At 72.4% G+C, this 17,557-nt stretch carries 16 protein-coding genes; 3 read left to right on the forward strand and 13 right to left on the reverse strand.

All coding sequences use genetic code 11. From position 1 onward, the window contains the following. Window position 1: 1 nt before the first annotated feature. Together LPA54_RS21080 and LPA54_RS21085 are read right to left on the reverse strand one after the other, a co-directional pair. Window positions 2-3,721 (reverse strand): hypothetical protein, encoded by a 3,720-nt coding sequence (locus LPA54_RS21080; protein WP_228980112.1) that lies wholly within the window; start codon window positions 3,719-3,721, stop codon window positions 2-4. 279 nt (window positions 3,722-4,000) lie between these two features. Next, window positions 4,001-4,531, reverse strand: a complete 531-nt coding sequence (locus tag LPA54_RS21085; protein ID WP_228980114.1) for a hypothetical protein — start codon at window positions 4,529-4,531, stop codon at window positions 4,001-4,003. A gap of 114 nt (window positions 4,532-4,645) precedes the next feature. Between LPA54_RS21085 and LPA54_RS21090 the strand changes: the two genes are divergently transcribed. From LPA54_RS21090 to LPA54_RS21100, 3 genes are read left to right on the forward strand one after another with little or no spacing between them, the layout of a single operon-like run. Then, on the forward strand, window positions 4,646-5,242 hold the full coding sequence (locus LPA54_RS21090; protein WP_228980116.1) for a hypothetical protein: 597 nt from the start codon (window positions 4,646-4,648) through the stop codon (window positions 5,240-5,242). Between the two features lie 50 nt (window positions 5,243-5,292). Continuing rightward, window positions 5,293-6,021, forward strand: coding sequence for a hypothetical protein (locus tag LPA54_RS21095; RefSeq protein ID WP_228980118.1), 729 nt, complete (start codon window positions 5,293-5,295; stop codon window positions 6,019-6,021). Window positions 6,022-6,078: 57 nt separating this feature from the next. Then, a complete protein-coding gene (locus tag LPA54_RS21100) occupies window positions 6,079-6,228 on the forward strand; it encodes a hypothetical protein (protein ID WP_228980119.1) in 150 nt (49 codons plus the stop codon). 45 nt (window positions 6,229-6,273) lie between these two features. Here the strand turns inward: LPA54_RS21100 and LPA54_RS21105 are convergent, their stop codons facing one another. The 11 genes from LPA54_RS21105 to LPA54_RS21155 all read right to left on the reverse strand — a co-directional run bounded on the left by LPA54_RS21105 (window position 6,274) and on the right by LPA54_RS21155 (window position 17,555). After that, complete coding sequence (locus LPA54_RS21105; RefSeq protein ID WP_228980121.1) at window positions 6,274-6,651, reverse strand: hypothetical protein; 378 nt, start codon at window positions 6,649-6,651, stop codon at window positions 6,274-6,276. Beyond that, window positions 6,648-7,241: a hypothetical protein gene (locus LPA54_RS21110; RefSeq protein ID WP_228980126.1), complete on the reverse strand. Its 594-nt coding sequence runs from the start codon at window positions 7,239-7,241 to the stop codon at window positions 6,648-6,650. Before LPA54_RS21110 ends, LPA54_RS21105 begins: the two co-directional genes overlap by 4 nt. A 10-nt stretch (window positions 7,242-7,251) precedes the next feature. Continuing rightward, window positions 7,252-8,055 (reverse strand): hypothetical protein, encoded by an 804-nt coding sequence (locus LPA54_RS21115; protein ID WP_228980128.1) that lies wholly within the window; start codon window positions 8,053-8,055, stop codon window positions 7,252-7,254. Between the two features lie 88 nt (window positions 8,056-8,143). Continuing rightward, entirely contained in the window at window positions 8,144-8,845 is a 702-nt protein-coding gene (locus LPA54_RS21120; RefSeq protein WP_228980130.1) for a hypothetical protein, read from the reverse strand. A 96-nt stretch (window positions 8,846-8,941) separates the two neighbouring features. After that, window positions 8,942-9,442 (reverse strand): hypothetical protein, encoded by a 501-nt coding sequence (locus LPA54_RS21125; RefSeq protein ID WP_228980132.1) that lies wholly within the window; start codon window positions 9,440-9,442, stop codon window positions 8,942-8,944. Next, complete coding sequence (locus LPA54_RS21130; RefSeq protein WP_228980135.1) at window positions 9,439-10,275, reverse strand: cupin; 837 nt, start codon at window positions 10,273-10,275, stop codon at window positions 9,439-9,441. The genes LPA54_RS21125 and LPA54_RS21130 overlap by 4 nt, the downstream gene beginning before the upstream one ends. An 84-nt stretch (window positions 10,276-10,359) precedes the next feature. Continuing rightward, the gene (locus tag LPA54_RS21135; protein WP_228980137.1) at window positions 10,360-12,006 is read right to left on the reverse strand and encodes a major capsid protein; all 1,647 of its coding nucleotides are present in this window, start codon (window positions 12,004-12,006) and stop codon (window positions 10,360-10,362) included. A gap of 120 nt (window positions 12,007-12,126) precedes the next feature. After that, entirely contained in the window at window positions 12,127-12,279 is a 153-nt protein-coding gene (locus LPA54_RS21140; RefSeq protein ID WP_228980139.1) for a hypothetical protein, read from the reverse strand. Window positions 12,280-12,281: 2 nt separating this feature from the next. Next, window positions 12,282-15,650 (reverse strand): phage minor head protein, encoded by a 3,369-nt coding sequence (locus LPA54_RS21145; RefSeq protein WP_228980141.1) that lies wholly within the window; start codon window positions 15,648-15,650, stop codon window positions 12,282-12,284. Then, a complete protein-coding gene (locus LPA54_RS21150) occupies window positions 15,643-15,870 on the reverse strand; it encodes a hypothetical protein (RefSeq protein ID WP_228980142.1) in 228 nt (75 codons plus the stop codon). The genes LPA54_RS21145 and LPA54_RS21150 overlap by 8 nt, the downstream gene beginning before the upstream one ends. Next, window positions 15,867-17,555 carry a hypothetical protein gene (locus LPA54_RS21155; RefSeq protein ID WP_228980143.1) on the reverse strand — a complete coding sequence of 563 codons (1,689 nt, stop codon included), beginning with the start codon at window positions 17,553-17,555 and terminating at the stop codon, window positions 15,867-15,869. Before LPA54_RS21155 ends, LPA54_RS21150 begins: the two co-directional genes overlap by 4 nt. Between the last annotated feature and the right edge of the window lie 2 nt (window positions 17,556-17,557).

Genomic DNA, 17,557 nt, shown 5'->3' on the forward strand with positions numbered 1-17,557 from the left:
GTCAGACCACCGCCGCGAGTGCTACCCGGTTCATGATCCGCGTCGCCGTCATGTGCCCGTCCCCAGCCTCGTTGATCGTGAAGTTGAACGTCTGCTGCGTCGCGCCGGCCTTCGACTGCCCACCCGGACCCGAGGTCTTCTTCGCGGCGCCGGCGAGGATGTCGAGGAGCCCGGACTGCTCGGCCAGCTCGCGGGCCCGCTGTGGCCGGGTGAGCGGGATGACGACCTCCGGGCCGGCCTCACCGATCAGCGCCGGCGTCGCCCGGGTGACGATGCCGCCGTCCGCGAACGGCAGCAGCTCCCGCACGGACGCCGGCAGCCCGGACTTGATCCGGCTCACGATCCGGCTTCCGATGTCGCCGAGGGACGACACGATGCGGCCGGGGAGTCCCGAGAACATGCCGACGATGGAGTTGATGAGTCCGCTCACCGCGCTGCGGGCTGATCCGTAGGCGCTGCGGAAAGCGCCGGCGATCCGCGACCCGATCGACGACAGGGCGGAGCCGGCCCTGCCCGGCAGGCTGGCGAAGAACCCGATCACGGACGACCCGAACGAGCGGGCCGCGCCGAGCGCCTGCGACCCGGCGGACCGGAACAGGCCGGTGATCCGGCCGGGGAGCGCGGCCAGCGCGGCGCCGATCCGGCCCGGCAGCGCCGTGAACCAGGCCACGGCCTGGGCGATGAACGAGAACGTCGCGGCGCGGGCGGAGGTGTAGGCCCGCTGGAACGCGGCCAGCATGCTGCTTCCGAGTCCCGCCAGGGCGGCGCCGATCCGGCCGGGCAGCGCGGTGAAGTACGCGACCGCCTCCGCGATGAAGGTGAACACGGCTGTACGGGCCGAGACGAACGCGCTCTGAAACGCGGTGAGGATGGTGACGGCGAAGCCGGTCAGCGCGGAGCCGATCCGGCCGGGCAGCGCGGTGAAGTACGCGACCGCCTCCGCGATGAAGGTGAACACGGCTGTACGGGCCGAGACGAACGCGCTCTGGAGCGCGGTGAGGATGGTCACGCCGAGGCTGGTCAGCGCGGCGCCGATCCGGCCGGGCAGCTCGGTGAACGCGTAGATGATCGCGGCCAGCGCGGTAAGCAGCGCGATACCGACGCCGGCCGCGGCCGCCACGAACAGATCGAGGAGGAGTCCCGGGAGAGCCGCCAAGGCGGCCATGATCCGACCGGGCAGCGCGGTGAAGAACCCGACGACCGCGCTCAGCCCGGCCGACAGAGCGGAGAGGATGCGGCCGGGCAGCGCAGTGAAGAACCCGACGACGGAGTCCACCCCGGACGACAGCGCCGACCCGGCGGAGTCGAGCAGGCCCGAGAAGAACTGGCCGACGGCGCCCGCCCCGGAGGACAGGGCCGACCCGATGGAGCCGACCAACCCGGAGAAGAACCCGCTGATCGTCGACCCGAGCGACGACAGAGCGGACGTGACGGTTGCGGGCAGGTCGGTGACGAACGTGATGGCCCCGGCGAGGCCGCTGATCAGCCCCGTCATCGCGGAGACGACCGCGGACAGGACGGGCACCACCGTGTTGATTACGGCCCAGCTCGCGAACGCGGCCGCCATCTTCAGCACCGGGGCGGCCAGTTGCGCCACCTGGACAAGCAGCGGCGCCACGGCCTGCGCGAGCTGGGCGATCGCGGGCAGGAGCGGCAGGACCGCCTGCACGACCGCGGAGAACGCGTCAACGAGCGGGGGCAGCGCGGGCAGCAGCGCCGCGACGAACGCGCTGATCACCGGGGCCAGTGCGGCGACGAGCTGCGCCAGGACGCCAGCGAGGGCGGCGACCAGGGGCGCCATGGCGGCGAACATCTGCCCCACCGCCTGGCCGACGCCGGCCGCGAGCGGAGTGAGCGCGGACAGCAGCTGCGTGAACGCCGCGGTGATCTGCGGCAGAACGGGCAGGAGCGCGGCCGACAGGGCGGAGACGATCGGCCCGAGCAGCGCGGCGAGCGACTGGAGCGCCGGCGCCAACACGGACGCGATCAGCGCCGCGAACTGCGCGGCGAGCGGCAGCACGGGCGCGAGCGCCTGGAGGACGGAGCCGATCGCGGCGCCGACCGGGGCCAGGGCCGGGCCGAGGATCGACAGGGCCTGCGCCAGGGCCTGGCCGATGACTTGGAGGCTCGGGGCCAGCGCCGCCACGGCCGGACCGAGCGCGTTGATCAGCGAGACCAGCGCCGGGCCCAGCGCGGTGAAGATCGGGGCGATGGCCGGCGCGATGGCGCCGACCTGCGCGACCAAGGCGGCCAGGATCGGGCCGAGCTGCTGGGCGATCTCCCCGACGGTGGCGAAGATCCCGCCGAGCGCCTCCTGCCCCTGCGCGCTGTTGACGAAGTTGTTGAACGCCTGGGTGATCCGCTGGAGGTTCCCGAGGAACCCGGCCCCGGAGGAGTCAGCGGCGGCGAAGACACCCCGGATTGTGGAGCCGATGTTGCCGAGGACGTCCCCCAGCTGCGCGAGCGTGTTCAGGGCCTGATCGACCCACCGCACCGCGTCGCCGGACGTCGCAGCGTCCTGGAAGAACTTCCCGAGGTCCTGGCCGGTCTTCCGGATGCCCTCGCCCAGCTCGGCGCCGTACGCGTCGCTGATGGCGGCCGCCATCTGGAGCACGCCCGCGGTGAGGGCGTTCGTCGTGTCGGCCAGCCCGACGACGCCCAGCCGGGTGGCGTCGAGGATCGACCGGACGTTGCTGACGCCCTGCGCGCCCTGGAGGTACCCCAAGACGTTACGGGCGGCGCCGCCCCACGCCGAGGAGATCGCCGTCAGGCCCGACATCAGCGGCCCGCGCAGCGCCGCAGCGACGGCGGTGATCTGCCCTTCGATCTTGGCGAAGAACGCGTCCTGCACGCTGGCGCGCAGCTCGTCGAACGCGGGCTTCAGTGCGCGGACCTCGCGGGCGGCTGCCTGCGCCTTCGGAGACAGGCTCTCCAGGCTGTCGGCGAACTCCTCGGCGTCGCCGGTGAGCGCCGCGGTGAACGCGTCGCCGACGCCCTGGAGCGCCAATGTGAGCGTCTTGACCGCCACCTGGACGCCGAGGAACAGCGCCGGGTAGGCGGCGAGGATGCCGGCGGCCGGCGCGAGGGCGGCGACGAGCCCGCCGATCGAGGTCGCCGCGCTCGCCGCGACGATGCCGACCGCCCCCAGGGTCAGCAGACCCCGCAGCGCGCCGACCGCCCGGGAGGCGACCGACCCCAGCCCGGCCAGGGCCCGCGCGAAGCGGTCGCTGTCGACGTCCGCCTGGACGGTGACGTCAGGCGGCCGGTGGCCGCGGATCGCGGCGTCGAACCGGTCGAGGTCCGGCAGGACCGGGATGCGGACCTCGTCCAGGTCCGCGAGCTGCCGGGCGAGTTCCGCTTCAAACCGGGTCAGGTCCGGCAGGATCGGGACGTTCAGCCCGTCGAGGTCCCGCAGCCCCCGTACCAGTGCGCGGTCGAACCGGGACAGGTCCGGCAGGACCGGGATGTTGATCCCGTCCAGGTGCCGCAGTCCCCGTACCAGTGCGCGGTCGAACCGGGACAGGTCCGGGACGACACGGACCTGAATGCCGGCGCGCAGGCCCCGGGTGATGTTGCGGTGGATCTGCGTGCCGAGGTTGCGGGTCGCGCGATCGAGCGCGCGCTGGATGCGCAGCCCGACGTCCCGGGCGTCGGCGACGGCGTCCGTGTCGTCCAGGACGATGCGGATCCGGCCAGTGCCGTAGTCCTCGTCGTCGGCCACCGGGCAACCCCTCGAAAACGGGTTGCCCGGACCTGAACCAGCGGCGCCGTCCAGACTAGCTGGTGGGACCCCCTGCGAGCCGGGCGTCCTCTGCCGCGACCTGCGCCATCAGGGCCTGCGCCGATGACCGGTCGTGCCGGGCGGGCATCGCGCGCGCCGCAGCGTGGCGCGCGCCTTGCCCCTTCGGCGGGGCGTAGAGCTTCGCACGGGTGCGCTGCCGCTCGGCGTCGTCCTCCGCCGCCTGGTCCATGGCCGCCTCAGCGGCGTTGAGGAGTCGCCTCAGCGGCCACGCGTACGGGTCGACGCCGCGGAGCGCGAGGTGCCCGTCCCACGCGTCCCACCCGGCGACGATGCTGTCGCAGAGTCGCTGGACGACGTAGGAGGGCGGCCGCCCCCGTAGAGCCCCGGGACCCACTCGATCAACTCGATCAGGGCCCGCATGGGGAGCCTCATCCCGGCGTCCCGCACCGTCGCGTTCTTCTTCTGTGCGGCGGCGTCCTTCGCGGCCTCGGGGGACGTGTGCACGCTGACGACCTTGCCGGCGGCGACGACCTCCCACCGGAAGAAGACCTCGGCGGACTCCGGGAGCATCAGCCGCGCCAGGAAGCGGCGCATCTCGACGTCCGCCGCCCGCAGCTCGTCGGGGTCGGTGGTCTGGCCGTTCCCGCCGAGCTGGGCGAGCAGCGCGCGGACGTCGGCGTAGGCGTCGATGAAGTCGGTGCCGATCACCTCGGGTTGGAACAGCAGTTCCACGCCTCCGATGTCGGCGACGTGAGGCGAGGTGTTGAGCGCGATGGTGAGCTTGGCCACGGTGTCAGCCCCTGGTGTGCAGCGCGACGCCCGGCCCACAACCAGCGGCGTACCAGAGAGCGTAGCTGCCCGCTCAGGTGCCGCGCGGCTGCCGCTGCCGTGGTACAAGGCGCCATGGACTTTGTCTCTCCGCAGGTGGCCGCAGCCGGGATCCGGGCCGCGGGCGGCGTCACGGCCGCGTGGATCGGCCAGTACCGTCCCGTCGGTGTCCCGCGCACCGGGAGCGCTGAGGACCGGGCGGCCGCGTACCGGCGGCTGCTCGACGCCTCCGCGCGTGTCTGGCAGACCGGGTATCTCCTGCACCAGGCCGCCGCCCAGGCCCGGCCCTGGTGGGTGCCGACCCTCAACGCTCCCCCCGTGCTGGTGGACTTCCGGCACGCCATGGACGCCAGCGGCGAGCTGATCGCAGCCCTGTACCAGGTGCGACTGTGCGGCACCGTCGCGGTGATCGCCGCCGCCGAAGAGCTGGTGACCATGCTTACCGACCTGGCAGACACCGGCCACCAGGTGCCGTTCGACGACAGGAACGCCCAGCTCGTGGCCCGGCACCGGACGTATCTGGACGCGTGCCGGGACGATCTGTCCTACACGACCCGCAGGTGGCACGTGCGCCGCCGGTGGGCGGAGCGCCGGTTCCGGCGGGCCCAGGCCGAGCGGGCGCAGCGGGAGGCCGGCGGGTCCCCGGCCGCTGCTCCGTCGCACTCCGCCTAGATGGCGGGATCAGCGGCGCCAGGTCGGCGGACGTCCCTACAGTGCCGGGTATGGCAGCGGTGAACGCTCGGCACGCCTGGGACGACTTGAACGATCGCCAGCAGATCTACCTGACGGTGCTGTACGACGCCGACCAGGCCCTGGAGGAGGAGCGGCGCACGCTCGGCGCACAGGGCCAGTGGAGCAGCACACCGGCCAGGGTCTGGCGGCGGATCAACGTCAACGGGGTGTACTCGCCCGTCGCGGCGAGTCTGCGGGCGCGGGGAGTCTACGACTCCGGGGCCGGGGCGACGCTGGCTGCGCTCGCGGACCGGGGTCTGATCGAGTCCGGGTGGGTCGGCGGCGCGCTGTGTGCCTGGATGACCCGAGCCGGTCGGGCTGCTGTACGGGCGGGGCTCGGCATCGCGCCGCTCCGACCCAGTAGGCCGCGCTGGGCGCTGTCGGAGGGCATGTGGAGGGCAATGGCCCGCGTCGCCGCCGCCGGCGTGGAGGGGCTACCGATCGCCGAGCTGCGGAACAGCGCTCACCTGTACCTCGTCACCGGCCAGCCCGTCCGCGGCAACCGCCCGTACCTGACGGTGGTGACGACGCACGCGCGGCAGGAGGTGCGGGACTGGAATCTGCGGCCGTACGATCCGCCGGCGTACACCACCCGCACTGTGCGGCACTACCGCCTCTCCGAGGAGGGCCGCGCGCACTACGTCGACCACCTCGACGCCTACCGCGAGCTGTACCCCGACATCGACGCCCCCGACACTCCGCCGCCTGCCGCGTCGTGAACCGGTGCCCGGAGGTACCGGTCCACTACCGTGAGGCGGAGACGAAAGGGACAGATCGTGAGCCAGTGCATCGCGTGCCAGAAGGACCTGTCGGGCGGGGAGCTGACTCTCCCGTGGGAGGACGGCAACAACCCGGACGCCTACGTGACGTGCCGCAACTGCGGCACGCATAACACGGTCTACGGGTACGGCGAGGACGACGACTGACTTATCCCGGCGCCCGCACGCACTGGGGCTCTGCGGGACGGGTGCCTACCGGCCGCGGCGCAGGGCCCGCTGGAGGAACGGGTTCGCGCGGGTGCCGGGATGCCGCACGATCTTCGCGTAGGTGACGCGGCCGCCGACCTCGAAGCGCAGCGCCTTCGCCCGGCGGGGCCGGATCAGGTGCGGCCGCGTCCCGTCCAGGACGTACCGCACCGCCGGGTGGTCCACGGTGATGACGCCTTGCAGGCCGCCGGGCCCTTGCTCCACTTTCCACGTCACATGCCGGCCCATCGAGCCCGGCGCTTCCTCCTCGACGAACCCTGCGGTGCGCGCGGTGCGCTCCGCGAGCTTGCGTTCCGTACGGGACCCGCGCAGCCGCAGCAGGCGGGATATCCGGCCGGGGTCGATGCGCACCTCCACGCTCATGGCCGCGGCTCCGGTTCGTCGCCAGGGCAGCGGGCGCATCCTGGGAGGGCAACCGTTGCTCGTTGCTCGATGCCGACGCACCCGCCTTCGGGTCCGAGCGTCCGCTGCGCGCCGAGCACGAAGCGCCGGCCGCGGCGCCGGGTGCTGGTCCCAGGCAGGCAGCACAGCAGCGCGTTGTAGATGGTCGTCGCGTCGAGGTGCAGGGTGCGGGCCGCTGCACCGAGCTCGTCGCACGACGGTGGGCAGCCGTCTTCAGTGGGGAGCGGCGCGCACCGCAGCAGCGTGACGACCAGCTCGACGGCGGTCACCGGGGGCGGGGTGCACGAGCGGACCCCGCGGACCTCCCGGTCCTCGGTAGGGAACGTGGTGGACGGGTAGATGCGGGCGACGTGGACGGTCAGCTGTCCGCCGGTCTCGCCGGTGCAGGGGTCGTCGCAGGAATCCCACGCGGGCTGGCCCGGGACGACGCACACGCGGCAGGGACAGCCGGGCTGTCCCTCGACCTCCGCTGCGGTGACTTCCAGCGCGGCGCACACGCAGCCGAGGACCGTTTCCGTCAGCTCGTGTACGGCGAGTGGGTGTAGCGCCACAGGGGGCCTCCTACGGCCAGGTTGTGGCGCGGGGGCGCCACATGTCGGGTGAGTAGACCCGGGACGGCGAGGTGAGCCTGTAGGGGTTCACGGCGGTCAGCCACAGGTCGACCTCCGAGATACCGGTGCGCATCCCCTCGTAGATCAGGGTCGGGTCGGCCATCTCCAGCTCTACGCCCTGCCGGGACACCCGCGTCGCGTTCCGGGGGACCTTGCAGCCGCACGACCCAGCACCAGTACACCCCTTCAGCAGGTGGCAGACGAGAGCCGAGTGCGCGGCGATGGCGGCGTCGTCGAGCGGCACGCCGACGCGGTAGGTCACGCACCACGTGCCCGGCTCCCCGCACGGCGCGGCCATGTCCTGGCAGTCGGGCCAGCACCCGCCGTCCGTACGGACCAGTAGATTCCCGTCGTCGACGCGGTACGCGCCGTCGGGGAGCACCAAGCCGTCGACCTCGACTGCGACGACGTCGTGCACCGGCCCTTCGAGCCGCACTTCGCACAGCTCGCCGCAGGAGCAGCCGGAGGAGCAGCCGCACACACTCGCGTTGCGCCACTGCCCGTCGGTGCCGATGTACGGCACCCACGGCCCCGCGGCCTGCCAGCTCACCGGGGCCGCGTACGTGTCGAGGCAGGACCGCTTGCACGGGCGGACGGTGTACGGGCACGACGGCCCCCACCGGCGGCCCGACAGCGCCCACAGGACGCTCGTCGCGGCCCGCCGCGACCGGTCGATCGTTTCCTGGTCTGCGCCGGCGGCAGCCGAGCAGCAGTCGGGCAGGAAGGGCCACGGCTCGCAGGGTCCGGGCGGCATGCTCAACCTTCCATCGTTCCGTGCGAACAGGCCGGCGGCCGGGGCACTCCCTGGCTGTGCCCCGGCCGCCGGCCGGCGTTCGGCTGCTTCACGGGACCGGGTCCGGGGCGGGGCAGAGCACCGGCTCGTACCCGGCGGTGACCTCCGGCGGCGGCGTGGTGGTGACGAAGGTCCGGCGGTGGCACTGCGGGCCGAGCGGTGTGAGCAGCGGGCCCGGCGTGCCGGCGGCGTCGATGGGCATCACGTCGTACGGGCCAGTCCCCCAGCCGCCGCCCGCCCGGGTCGCGCCGGACAGAGTCAGCGAAGCCGCTTCGCTGCCGATCTCCATGTCTCCGAGGCGGGCGCCGGCGACCCACGGCATGAGGAAGTAGATCCAGGCGCCGTCCCCGGTGCCGTCGGCGTCGCAGACGTCCTCACCCAGGACCTCTGCCCACAGCTCGATACCGAAGCCAGAGTTGCACTGCACCGAGCAGTCGTCGTAGCCGATGGGCTTGCCGGCGTAGTCGAACACAACCGGTGAGCCAGTCGTCAGCTCAATGAACTCGGGGGCGACTTCGAAAAAGTTCAGCTCGACGTCGAAGCCACGGAACGACGGGCAGCCGCGACGGAATCCGCAGATCCTCCCGTTGGCGGCCTTGTACTCGATGTCCTCGCCGTCCTCCACGTTGGGGTTCATGCTCAGCGTGGCGAAGCAATCGAAAACGTACGCGTTATCGTCACCGCAGACAGGGCGACCGCAGGAGTCGACACGGGTGACGCGGATCACGTCCGCGTTGGCGATCAGGGGCATCCTCGGGACCTCCTACGTGCGGAGGCCCGGCCCACAACCAGCGGCTATCACCTGAAGTCTAGCCGCGCGGCGCGCGGCGGAGTGGCTGGCGCGACGTCAGCCCTTGTGGACCTGGCGGCGGTGGGCGGCGCGGCCTCGCTCGCTGCTGAACGAGCGGTCGCACAGGCCACACGGGTACCGCCCGGCCTTTCGGGAAGGCGGGTAGCTTCGGTCGTTGTCGGATCGGTCGTCGCTGTCGGAGGCGAGTGGTACGACGGTCTCCGGGCCCGACTCTCCGACGAGGGTGGTGACGCCGGGCGGGTAGTCGTCCCGCTCGTCCGGGTCGGTCTCGCCGGCCAGGCCCTCGGGGGTTGCCACGCCCAGCAGCTCGCCGGGGGCCGGCCTGCCGAGCACTGCGTCCTCGTCTGGGGACACGTAGCGGTGTCCGTCGACGAGGGCGCCGATCAGGATGTCTTCCGGGGCGTCCGCGAAGAGGCTGGCCGGCACGGCGAACGCGTTGGGGCCGACGGTGTCCACCTTGGGGTTCTGGGAGACAGCCCACTGGGCGAAGGGCTGGCGGCGGCCCTGGCTGGGCTCGACACGGATCATGTCGGTCATGGCGTGGTCACCACCTGGATTGCGCACACAGTGCACGTTGTCGAGACGACGAATGTTCGTTCTGCCAGCACTCGGCGGTCGTTGGTCCGGTAGTCAACGGAGGGGCCGGGCTTGTCCGGGATGACCATGGCTGGACCTCGGCGGATCTCCACGGGCCCGGTCATGTACACCCACGCCGTGCCGGGTTCGGCCGGTACGTTGCCGGGGCCGGTGCCTACGGCGGAGTATCCGGCGCCGAGGACAGCGCAGTTCCCGACGAGGGTGCGCAGCGCACCGCTCGCTGGGTCCTCGCGAAGGACGTTGCAGCAGCCGAGGATCGCCGCCACATCGGTGGGGACGTGGAGGGTTCCAAGACCTCCGTAGCGCTGCCCCATGCACGCCTCCAGCGCAGCGACGCCTTGGGCGACGTGGACGGGCCCGGCAGCCGGGGTGAGGTCGACGGCCTCGACTGCGAGCTTCGTGCGCCACCAGGCCGCTTCCAACGCCTGCTGCTCCCCCAGCAGGAGGGACGCTTCAGCGTGGGCGCGAGCTTCCTCGTACGACCAGCCGAGAGCCGAGCATTCCGCGCCGGCGTAGACGGTGATGGGGTCGGCGTGCTCGGTCTCGGGCCGGCAGTAGCCCTTCTCCACCGGCGGGGTGGGAGGGAGGGTGGCGCACGGATCTTCCCAGTCCCGTACGGGGCAGCAGCCCAGACCCATCCACTGCACGCCGTTCAGCTCGTGCAGCGTGGCCTCGGTGATGTCGGTGACGGTCGTGCAGGGGGCGCCCAGGATGCCGTGTGGCAGCGGCGTTCCAGGGATGGCCTCCACAGATGAGCGCAGCCCGGCCGGCATGCGCACCTCCAGTCAGTGGGTTACGGAGCGGAGCCGGGCCCGGCCGGAGTGGCTGCGGACCCGGTACGCGTGTCCGGAGGTGGATCAGGGGGTGGCGGGCTCGGGGGCGCAGGAGATGAGCGTCTGGGCGCCGGTCTCGCCGCTCGGGCAGACCGGGACGGTCACGCGGCGGGTGTCCACGGAGCGGTCGACGAGGGCGACGGCCTCCTCCGCGAAAAGGGCCGTGTAATCGTTCGTGCTGAACTTCGTGCTGTCGTGGATGACACCGAGATTGACCTCCTCGCCACGCCCGATGACCAACGCGCCCGCTGGGTAGATCAGGAAGTTGACTGCGTCCGGCCAGGCCGTGGCCGGGGTCGTGCCGCCGATGTCGGTGGGGACGGCCGGGGAGAGGCCGCGCGCCCACTGGATGCGGACGCCGAGCGGGGTGAACAGCTCCTGCACCTGCGCGGTGGTGACCTCGTCGACGCTGACGCCGTTGCGGCGCGCGAGATCCGCGAGGAACAGGTTCCGGCTCCACCAGGGGAAGGTGACTTCCAGGGCGGTGGACTCGCACAGGCTGTGTCGCTCGATCATGTCCGCGGCCTGGAGGGCGACGGCCGAGTACACAGCGGACAGGGCGCCCATCGTGGTCGGGAAGACGACCGGGGTGGCGGCCGCGAGGGCCTGAGCGAAAAGAACCTGCCTGATGCGGATCTCGTGTGCCGTCATGGCGTTGCGCAGGTACCAGCTGATCAGCTCCGGGAAGTGCCTCTGGGTCAGGATGCCGGCCTCCAGGCACACCCCGACAGCCGCGCTGCGGACTTCGGTGGGGGTGGGGCACGGGATCTTGAAGCAGGGCTTGGTGTTCCCGGCGATGTCGTCGGCCTCGGTGTGGACCCACGTCATCGACGACACGTCGAGCGACAGGGGCCGGTAGTAGCGCAGGCCGCCGCGAGAGAGCTGGATCTCCGGGGCGTCCCACAGCATGTCCGGGCAGGAGGTGTCGGTCAGCTCGTACAGCGTCTCCGACGGGGCGCACCAGCCGCCCGACGCGACCAGGTCACCCTGGGGCAGGCGCCGCTGGTTGGAGGCGGTCATCGCCACCGTGGTCCCCTCCGGCGCGGACGAGGAGTCCGTGACGATGGTCTCCTGCGGGTAGGGGTGCCGGTAGCTGATCACCTGCCCGACACCACCGCCTGCCGTTTTGAGCGCGGTGGCGCGGGAGTTGATACCGCGGACGACGTCGTCGAAGTTGAGCGCGGCGCCGGGGGTGTAGCCGGGAACGTCGACCGCCGCGGTGATGACGGTGCCCGGCGCCGGCGGCTCGGGGAGCACGCGGGGCGCGCGCTGGCGGACGCGGGAGAGGTCGAGGGCCGGCCGGGCGATGACCGCCGCGGCGGTCCTGGCCTCCGGCTCCGGCTCCGGGGTCGGCTCGGGCTCCGGCTCGTCACCGGCGTCCGGGCTCGTCCCGTCGCCGGCGTCGGTGTCCGGGTCGTTGCCGCGGATCTGCGCGGCGAGGGCGTCGATCTCGGCGGCCGCCTGCTGGGCGGCTTCCTCGCGGGCGGCCTGCTCGGCGCGGATGCTGTTGACGGCCGTGGCGAGGGAGCGCAGCTGCTCCAGATCGGTCGGGGTGACGACGGAGCTCTTCGACTTGGCGTCGAATGCGGCGACGGCGCCACCGAGGGCGTCGGCCAGCTCGTCGTCGCTGAGGATGGTGATGTCGGCAGGCAGCTCGAACGGCTCGGCCATGACGCGATCTCCTGATGATCAGGGAGACCCGGCCCTAAACCAGCGATCGACGTACGAAACGAATCTTAGCCCGAGGGGGCGGCCGTCACCGAGGTGTGCTCGGCCGCCCCCGTGCGGGGTCTACTTGCTCTTGGTGCGGACGATGCTGCCCGGGTAGCGGGCGGCGACCGAGTCAGCGGTCATCTTCGAGGTGGAGGCGTACACGACGCGGCCGTTGCCGCTGTCGAGGACCACTTCGTACTGCTCGCGGTTCTTCTGGCAGGCGCACGGCATGGTCAGTTTCCTTCCTTGGGGGCCGCGCTGGCGGCGATCTCGTCACGGACGTTGGCGAGCTGCTGCGTGAGCTGCTCGACCTCGGCGCGCATAGCGGCGGCGCGCTGCTCTCGGCGGCGTTCCATGGCGTCCAGCAGGCCGTCGAGGAGTTCCGGGTTGGTGGTGAGGGAGGCGACCGTTTCGGGGGCGGCGGGCGCGGGGCTGGTGGGGTGTCCGGATGCGGTGTCCGGACGCGGTCCGGGCTGGCCGGGCGGGGTGACGAGCGGGGCCGGTGCGTCGGGGCCCGCCCCGTCCGGACGGCCGTCCGGGTGGGTGTCCGCGATGGCGGCGGACGCGGCGAGCGCCAGGTTCGACCGTTCCGCGACGGAGGCGAGGAGCGGTGAGGAGTGCCCCGGCACCGGAACGGTGAGCACCGCGCGCAGCTGCCATCGCCCGCCGGGGCCCTGCTTCATGTGGTAGCTCGGCTGGCACCCAGCGAACACCCGGCGGTCCCACTCACTGAGCCACGGCGCGGCGGCGCCCGAGAACCACAGCCCACGGTCGTTCATGCCGACGGTGACGATCGCCCCGACCGTGCGGGTGTCGTCGAACTGACAGCTGGGGGTCTCGCATTCTGCGCCGTCGCGGTGGTGGCCGACGTTCATCGTCATGGCGCCGGCCCGGATCGTCGTGCCGTCGTCGAGGTGGAACCGCGCCCGCAGGAAGTGGCTCAGGTCGATGTCGCCGAGCGATTCGATCGTCAGGCGCTGGGTGGTGTAACCGGCGTGGGGCTCGCCACGCTGCGCCACCCAGCCGTAGACGCGGCCGCTCTGGTAGTGGACGCCGCCGGATCCGGGCGGCAGCTCCTCGGCGGTGGGCTCCTTGAACCAGGCGGCGGGCATGGGCGGCAGGTCCTGCATCGCCGTCCACGCGGAGGCGACCAGCTCGCGCAGGGCCGGGTCGTCGCCGTCGGCGGCCGCGGTCACTTCCGGGCCTTCGGGGAGGGTGGAGGCCCCGACGTACAGGCCCGGGGCGAGACGGACGATCCGACCGGCCTGCGCCGCCCGGTGGAGGTGCCCTCGCACGGACTCGGTGGGTATCCCCAGGGCCTTGCTGATCTCGGCGGCGCCGACGGGGATGGGCGCAGAGCGGACGTAGCCGACGACCTGCTGGTGGTCGCTGCTCGGCGCGGCGGCGGTGACGGCCGCGGCGGTGCCTTCCGGCTCCTGCTGGTCGTCTTCGACGGGGTCGAGGACGATGCGGGCACGGCTGTAGGCGGGCATCGTGACGAGGGTGGCACCTCGCACCCGGCCACGGGTGATGCGCATGAGGAAGTCCCCGGAGCGTTCGGCGTGGACGACCACGCCGGCGTCCGGGTCGTCGGCGTCACCGGCCGCGGCGGTCAGCACGCCGGCGGCGGTGAGCTCGCCGACGGTGTCGGCCGGGACGCGGGCGCCGGGCGCAGTGACGAGCTGGACGTGCTGCCCGGCGCGCACCATGGCGTGGCCGGACGCGGTCCACGCGCCGCTCGTCTCGCCGTTGATCATGTAGGCGCCGTCTTCCATGTGAAGGACGCGCGCGGAAGCAAGGGACGCGACGAGCACGACGTCGTCCTGGTCCAGGGTGCGGTCGATGAACTCCAGGTCGACGTCGTCGAGGTCCACGCTCACGCCGAGGGGAGCGTTCTGCTCCAGGAGGTCGACGGCGTCGGCTCCCGCGGTGCGGGTGGTGTACAGGACGCCCGTGCCAGGGATGCGGCCACCGTCCCTGCCCAGGGACTCGATCGCGCCGGCGAGTTCGGCGCCCTGGTGGCCGGACAGCATCTCGTCGGCGTACTGGAGCGGCCAGGGGCCGGGCCCCTCCCAGTACAGGGCTCCGGGGGCGAAGATTCTGCCGTCGCCGGTCTCCTCGTCCTCGAAAGCCAGGGCGGTGTCGTCGGGGGTGGACCAGGGGCGGGTGGCTGCTGCGTCCGCGGTCACGTCGGTATCGGGCATGGGGGCCTCCCGTTCGGGGCCGAGGGGGATGTCGGTGTGCTCGCCTGCGAACGCCAGCCGGATGCGGTCGAAGCGGATCGGGCCGAGGCGCTGCGCCATGGCGTCCAGGGGTGTGGTGTCGGTGGTGTAGACGGCGCAGACGTGCGGTGCCCACGGGGTGTACTGGGCGGGCATCTCGGGGCCGTGCCGGTCTTCCAGGGCGTCGGTGGCGGCCTCGTGGAGGTCGGCGAGGGTGGGCGCGTCGTCGGGCCGGTCGCGGTCGTCTCCGACCGCGTACACCCATGCCGAGGAGTCGCTGCCGGGGTTCCACAGGTTGACGCCGAACGCTCGGGCGTGGACCGGGCCCGGCAGGTCGGCGGTCGCCTCCTGGACGAGCCGGATCAGCTCCGTGCGGTGCTCAGGGGACCAGTCGGCGCCCTCCCCGAGGTAGTACAGGGTGAGGTGGAGCTGCTCCACCTCCTCCCCACCGTCGAGGGCCAGGCGCTGGGCGTCGTCGTCGGCGGGGACGAGTGCGATCATCGCGCCCTCGTAGTGGGAGCCGTCCGCGGCGGCGGTCACCGGCATGGGGTGGTCCTTCGTTTCGTAGACGCCGCCCCGCCGCGGCGTCTTCGTTCCGAAGGCTGCGGCGCGTTCGGCGGTCTGGAGGCGCAGGATGCAGCGGCAGTTCACAGTGAGCGCCGCCGGGGCGGACGGGTCGCCGGGGGCAGCCATCTCGATGCCTGCGACGTTGAACGGCTCATCGATGAGGCGCAGCTGCCCGTCGACCTTGTCGTGGGCGTCCCGCACCCTCATATCGCGGCGGGTCTGCCACTGCTTCACCAGCGGCCGGCCGGGGCCGGTCATGTCCCGGGCCGCGGCGAGGGTGGCCATGTTCCACGCACGGGTGGCCTCGGTGCGGGCGATGCGCTCCTCCCGTGGCTCACCCAGCTGCACCCCCTCGCGGGCGAAGACATTGCGCAGGCGGGCGCGGAGCTGGTCGATGTCCTCGCCAGCGTCGAGGCCGGCGCCGAGCGCGGTGACGGCCGCATCGGCGAGGTGGTCCCCAACGACGCGCAGCAGATGCTCGGTGCCGTCGACGTAGTCACCCAGGGACGGAGGGAGGTTGCCGTCCTCGTACCGGCCGGGCAGGTCGTCCCAGCCGTCGGGCAGTTCGGCGTCGACGTCGTCGGCGGCCATGGCGGCTGCGGTCTCCGCGACGCCGAGGAGGCGCCGTACCAGGGGCGGGACCCGGCGCGCCCACATGCCGGCGATGCGGGAGACGGAGAACCGCGCGGCGACGATCTCCGTCGCGTCGTCGAGAGCTCGGGTGAACTCTGCGGCGACATCGTCGAGGACAGCGGCCACGTCGGCGGCAATCTCGTCTTCAGCGGCCGCCAGCAGCGCGTCAAGTTCAGCCATCGCGGGACTCCTGGGCGCGGCGGGTCTCCGGGGTGTCGGGGACGTCGCAGACCTCACAGCCCGTGAGGTGGCCGACCACGGTCACGCCGCTGGGGGTGAGGGTGATCGCGTCAGCCGTATAACCGGTGGCCGCCTTGCACGTGGGGCACCACTGGCCGAGGCGGGGTGTCGTCATGTGGAGGTCGACGATGGTGGGCGGCTGGTCGTGGTCATGGTTCATACGGCAGCCGCCAGGCAGGAGGTGCGCAGGACGCGGGCGGTCTCCTCGTAGGTGTGCGGGTGGCGGGCGGCGATCAGCGCGCGGGCGTACTCGTCGAGGAGGTTGGTGAGGCAGTCGGGGTCGAAGCCGAAGCGCTCGGCGATCTCGGGGACGCGGACCCACGCCCCGTCCAGGAGGTGCCACTGGTCGACCTGCTCCGGCTCGACGGGGAACGCGGTGTGCAGCTCGGCGGGGATGATGGTGCGGGCGCGGGCGCGTTCCGAGCGGGGGCAAGCCGGCTTCGTCTTCAGCTTCTCTCCGGCCGTGTACAGAGCGGCCCAGATCACGCCGTCGATGGCGTCCAGGGCGCCGGCGGGGAGGGCCGCGGCGGGCAGGGTGTCCGGTATCGATGTGGTCTCGTCGACGGGCAGGCGGGGTTCGGTGGTGGGCACGTCTGGTTCCTCCTCGGTCTGCAGCTGGGGGGTGTCGGTGGCGTCGGGGGCGTCGGCCTCGTCGAAGCCGGTCTCGCGGCGCAGGGCGCGGGCGCTGATGGCGCCCCGGTCGTACAGCTCCAGCGCGGTTTGGCTGCGGTTCGTACGGACGCGGAGCGGTGAGGTGTCGCCGAAGATCCCCCACTCCTCGGCGTCCGGGACGCCTTCCGCTTCCAGGAGGGGCCGCAGCCAGTGGTCGGTGTAGGCGTGTGTGACGACCGACAGGCGGGGCTCGATGCCCAGGCTGATCGCCTCGCTCGTCAACTCCCAGGCGCCCCAGTGGTTGATTCCGCCCATGCCGAGGAGGAACTCGCCCGGGATGTCGGCCGCGGTCGCGAAGCGGCGGATGTTCCCCTCACGAAGCCGGATCGCCAACTCGTCGAAGTTCGACTCGAACGTCAGGCGCTGGATCTGTCCCACGAGCCCTTCGGGGACTTCGAGGATGATCGGGACGGTCGCGGCCGCGCTGTCTGGGTCCTGAATGGCGGTGGCGGCGGTCTCGATGAATACGTCGATGAGATCGTCTTCGCTGTCCTGCCCGACGCCCGTCGGGAATCGCGTGCCCTTGGGGACGATGAGCAGGCCCCGGCCGGTGAGGCGGGAGAGAGCGATGGCGCGGACGGCGGCGCCGAGGATGCGCAGCTCTTCCAGCTCGTCGAGGCTAGCGAGGACGGGCGAGTCCGCTTCGATGTGCTTCTCCGGGGAGGGATCCCACACCCGGATCGCGACCGGGTCCAGGTCGGAGACGGGCCCATCGTCGTCTCCCGGCGGGATGGCCACCTGCTTCCCGTCGATCGTGGCTTCGAGGGTGCGGCCCTTGCTGCTCATCTCCAGCACGGAAACGACGTGCCAGTCGGGGGGACGGGCCTCACGCGGCCGGATGACGGTCCACGCCTCCCCGGCGACGGCCAGGTGCCGGCCGTACTCGCGGAGCAGCTGCGCCTGACCATCGCGGCCGCCAGCTATCTCGGCGACGATCCGCGCGGCGGGGTGGTCGTCCGCTGCCCTCTCGATGCTGTCCCCGGGGCCCCGCCGCCCGGCGAAGAGGACGGCCTTGGACATGGCGTTCCCGATCCAGTTCGCGAAGGACCGGACTTCCGGGGTGCGGTAGTAGCTCCACGCCCGCTCTTGGCGGCCCTTCCCGGTTCCCTGCGTGGTGGTCTTCGCGGTGGTCCGGGTGTAGCGGACAGCCGCGCCGACGAGCTCGCGGGCCATGG

Source organism: Streptomyces sp. DH12 (genome assembly GCF_020873895.1).
Taxonomy (GTDB): domain Bacteria; phylum Actinomycetota; class Actinomycetes; order Streptomycetales; family Streptomycetaceae; genus Streptomyces.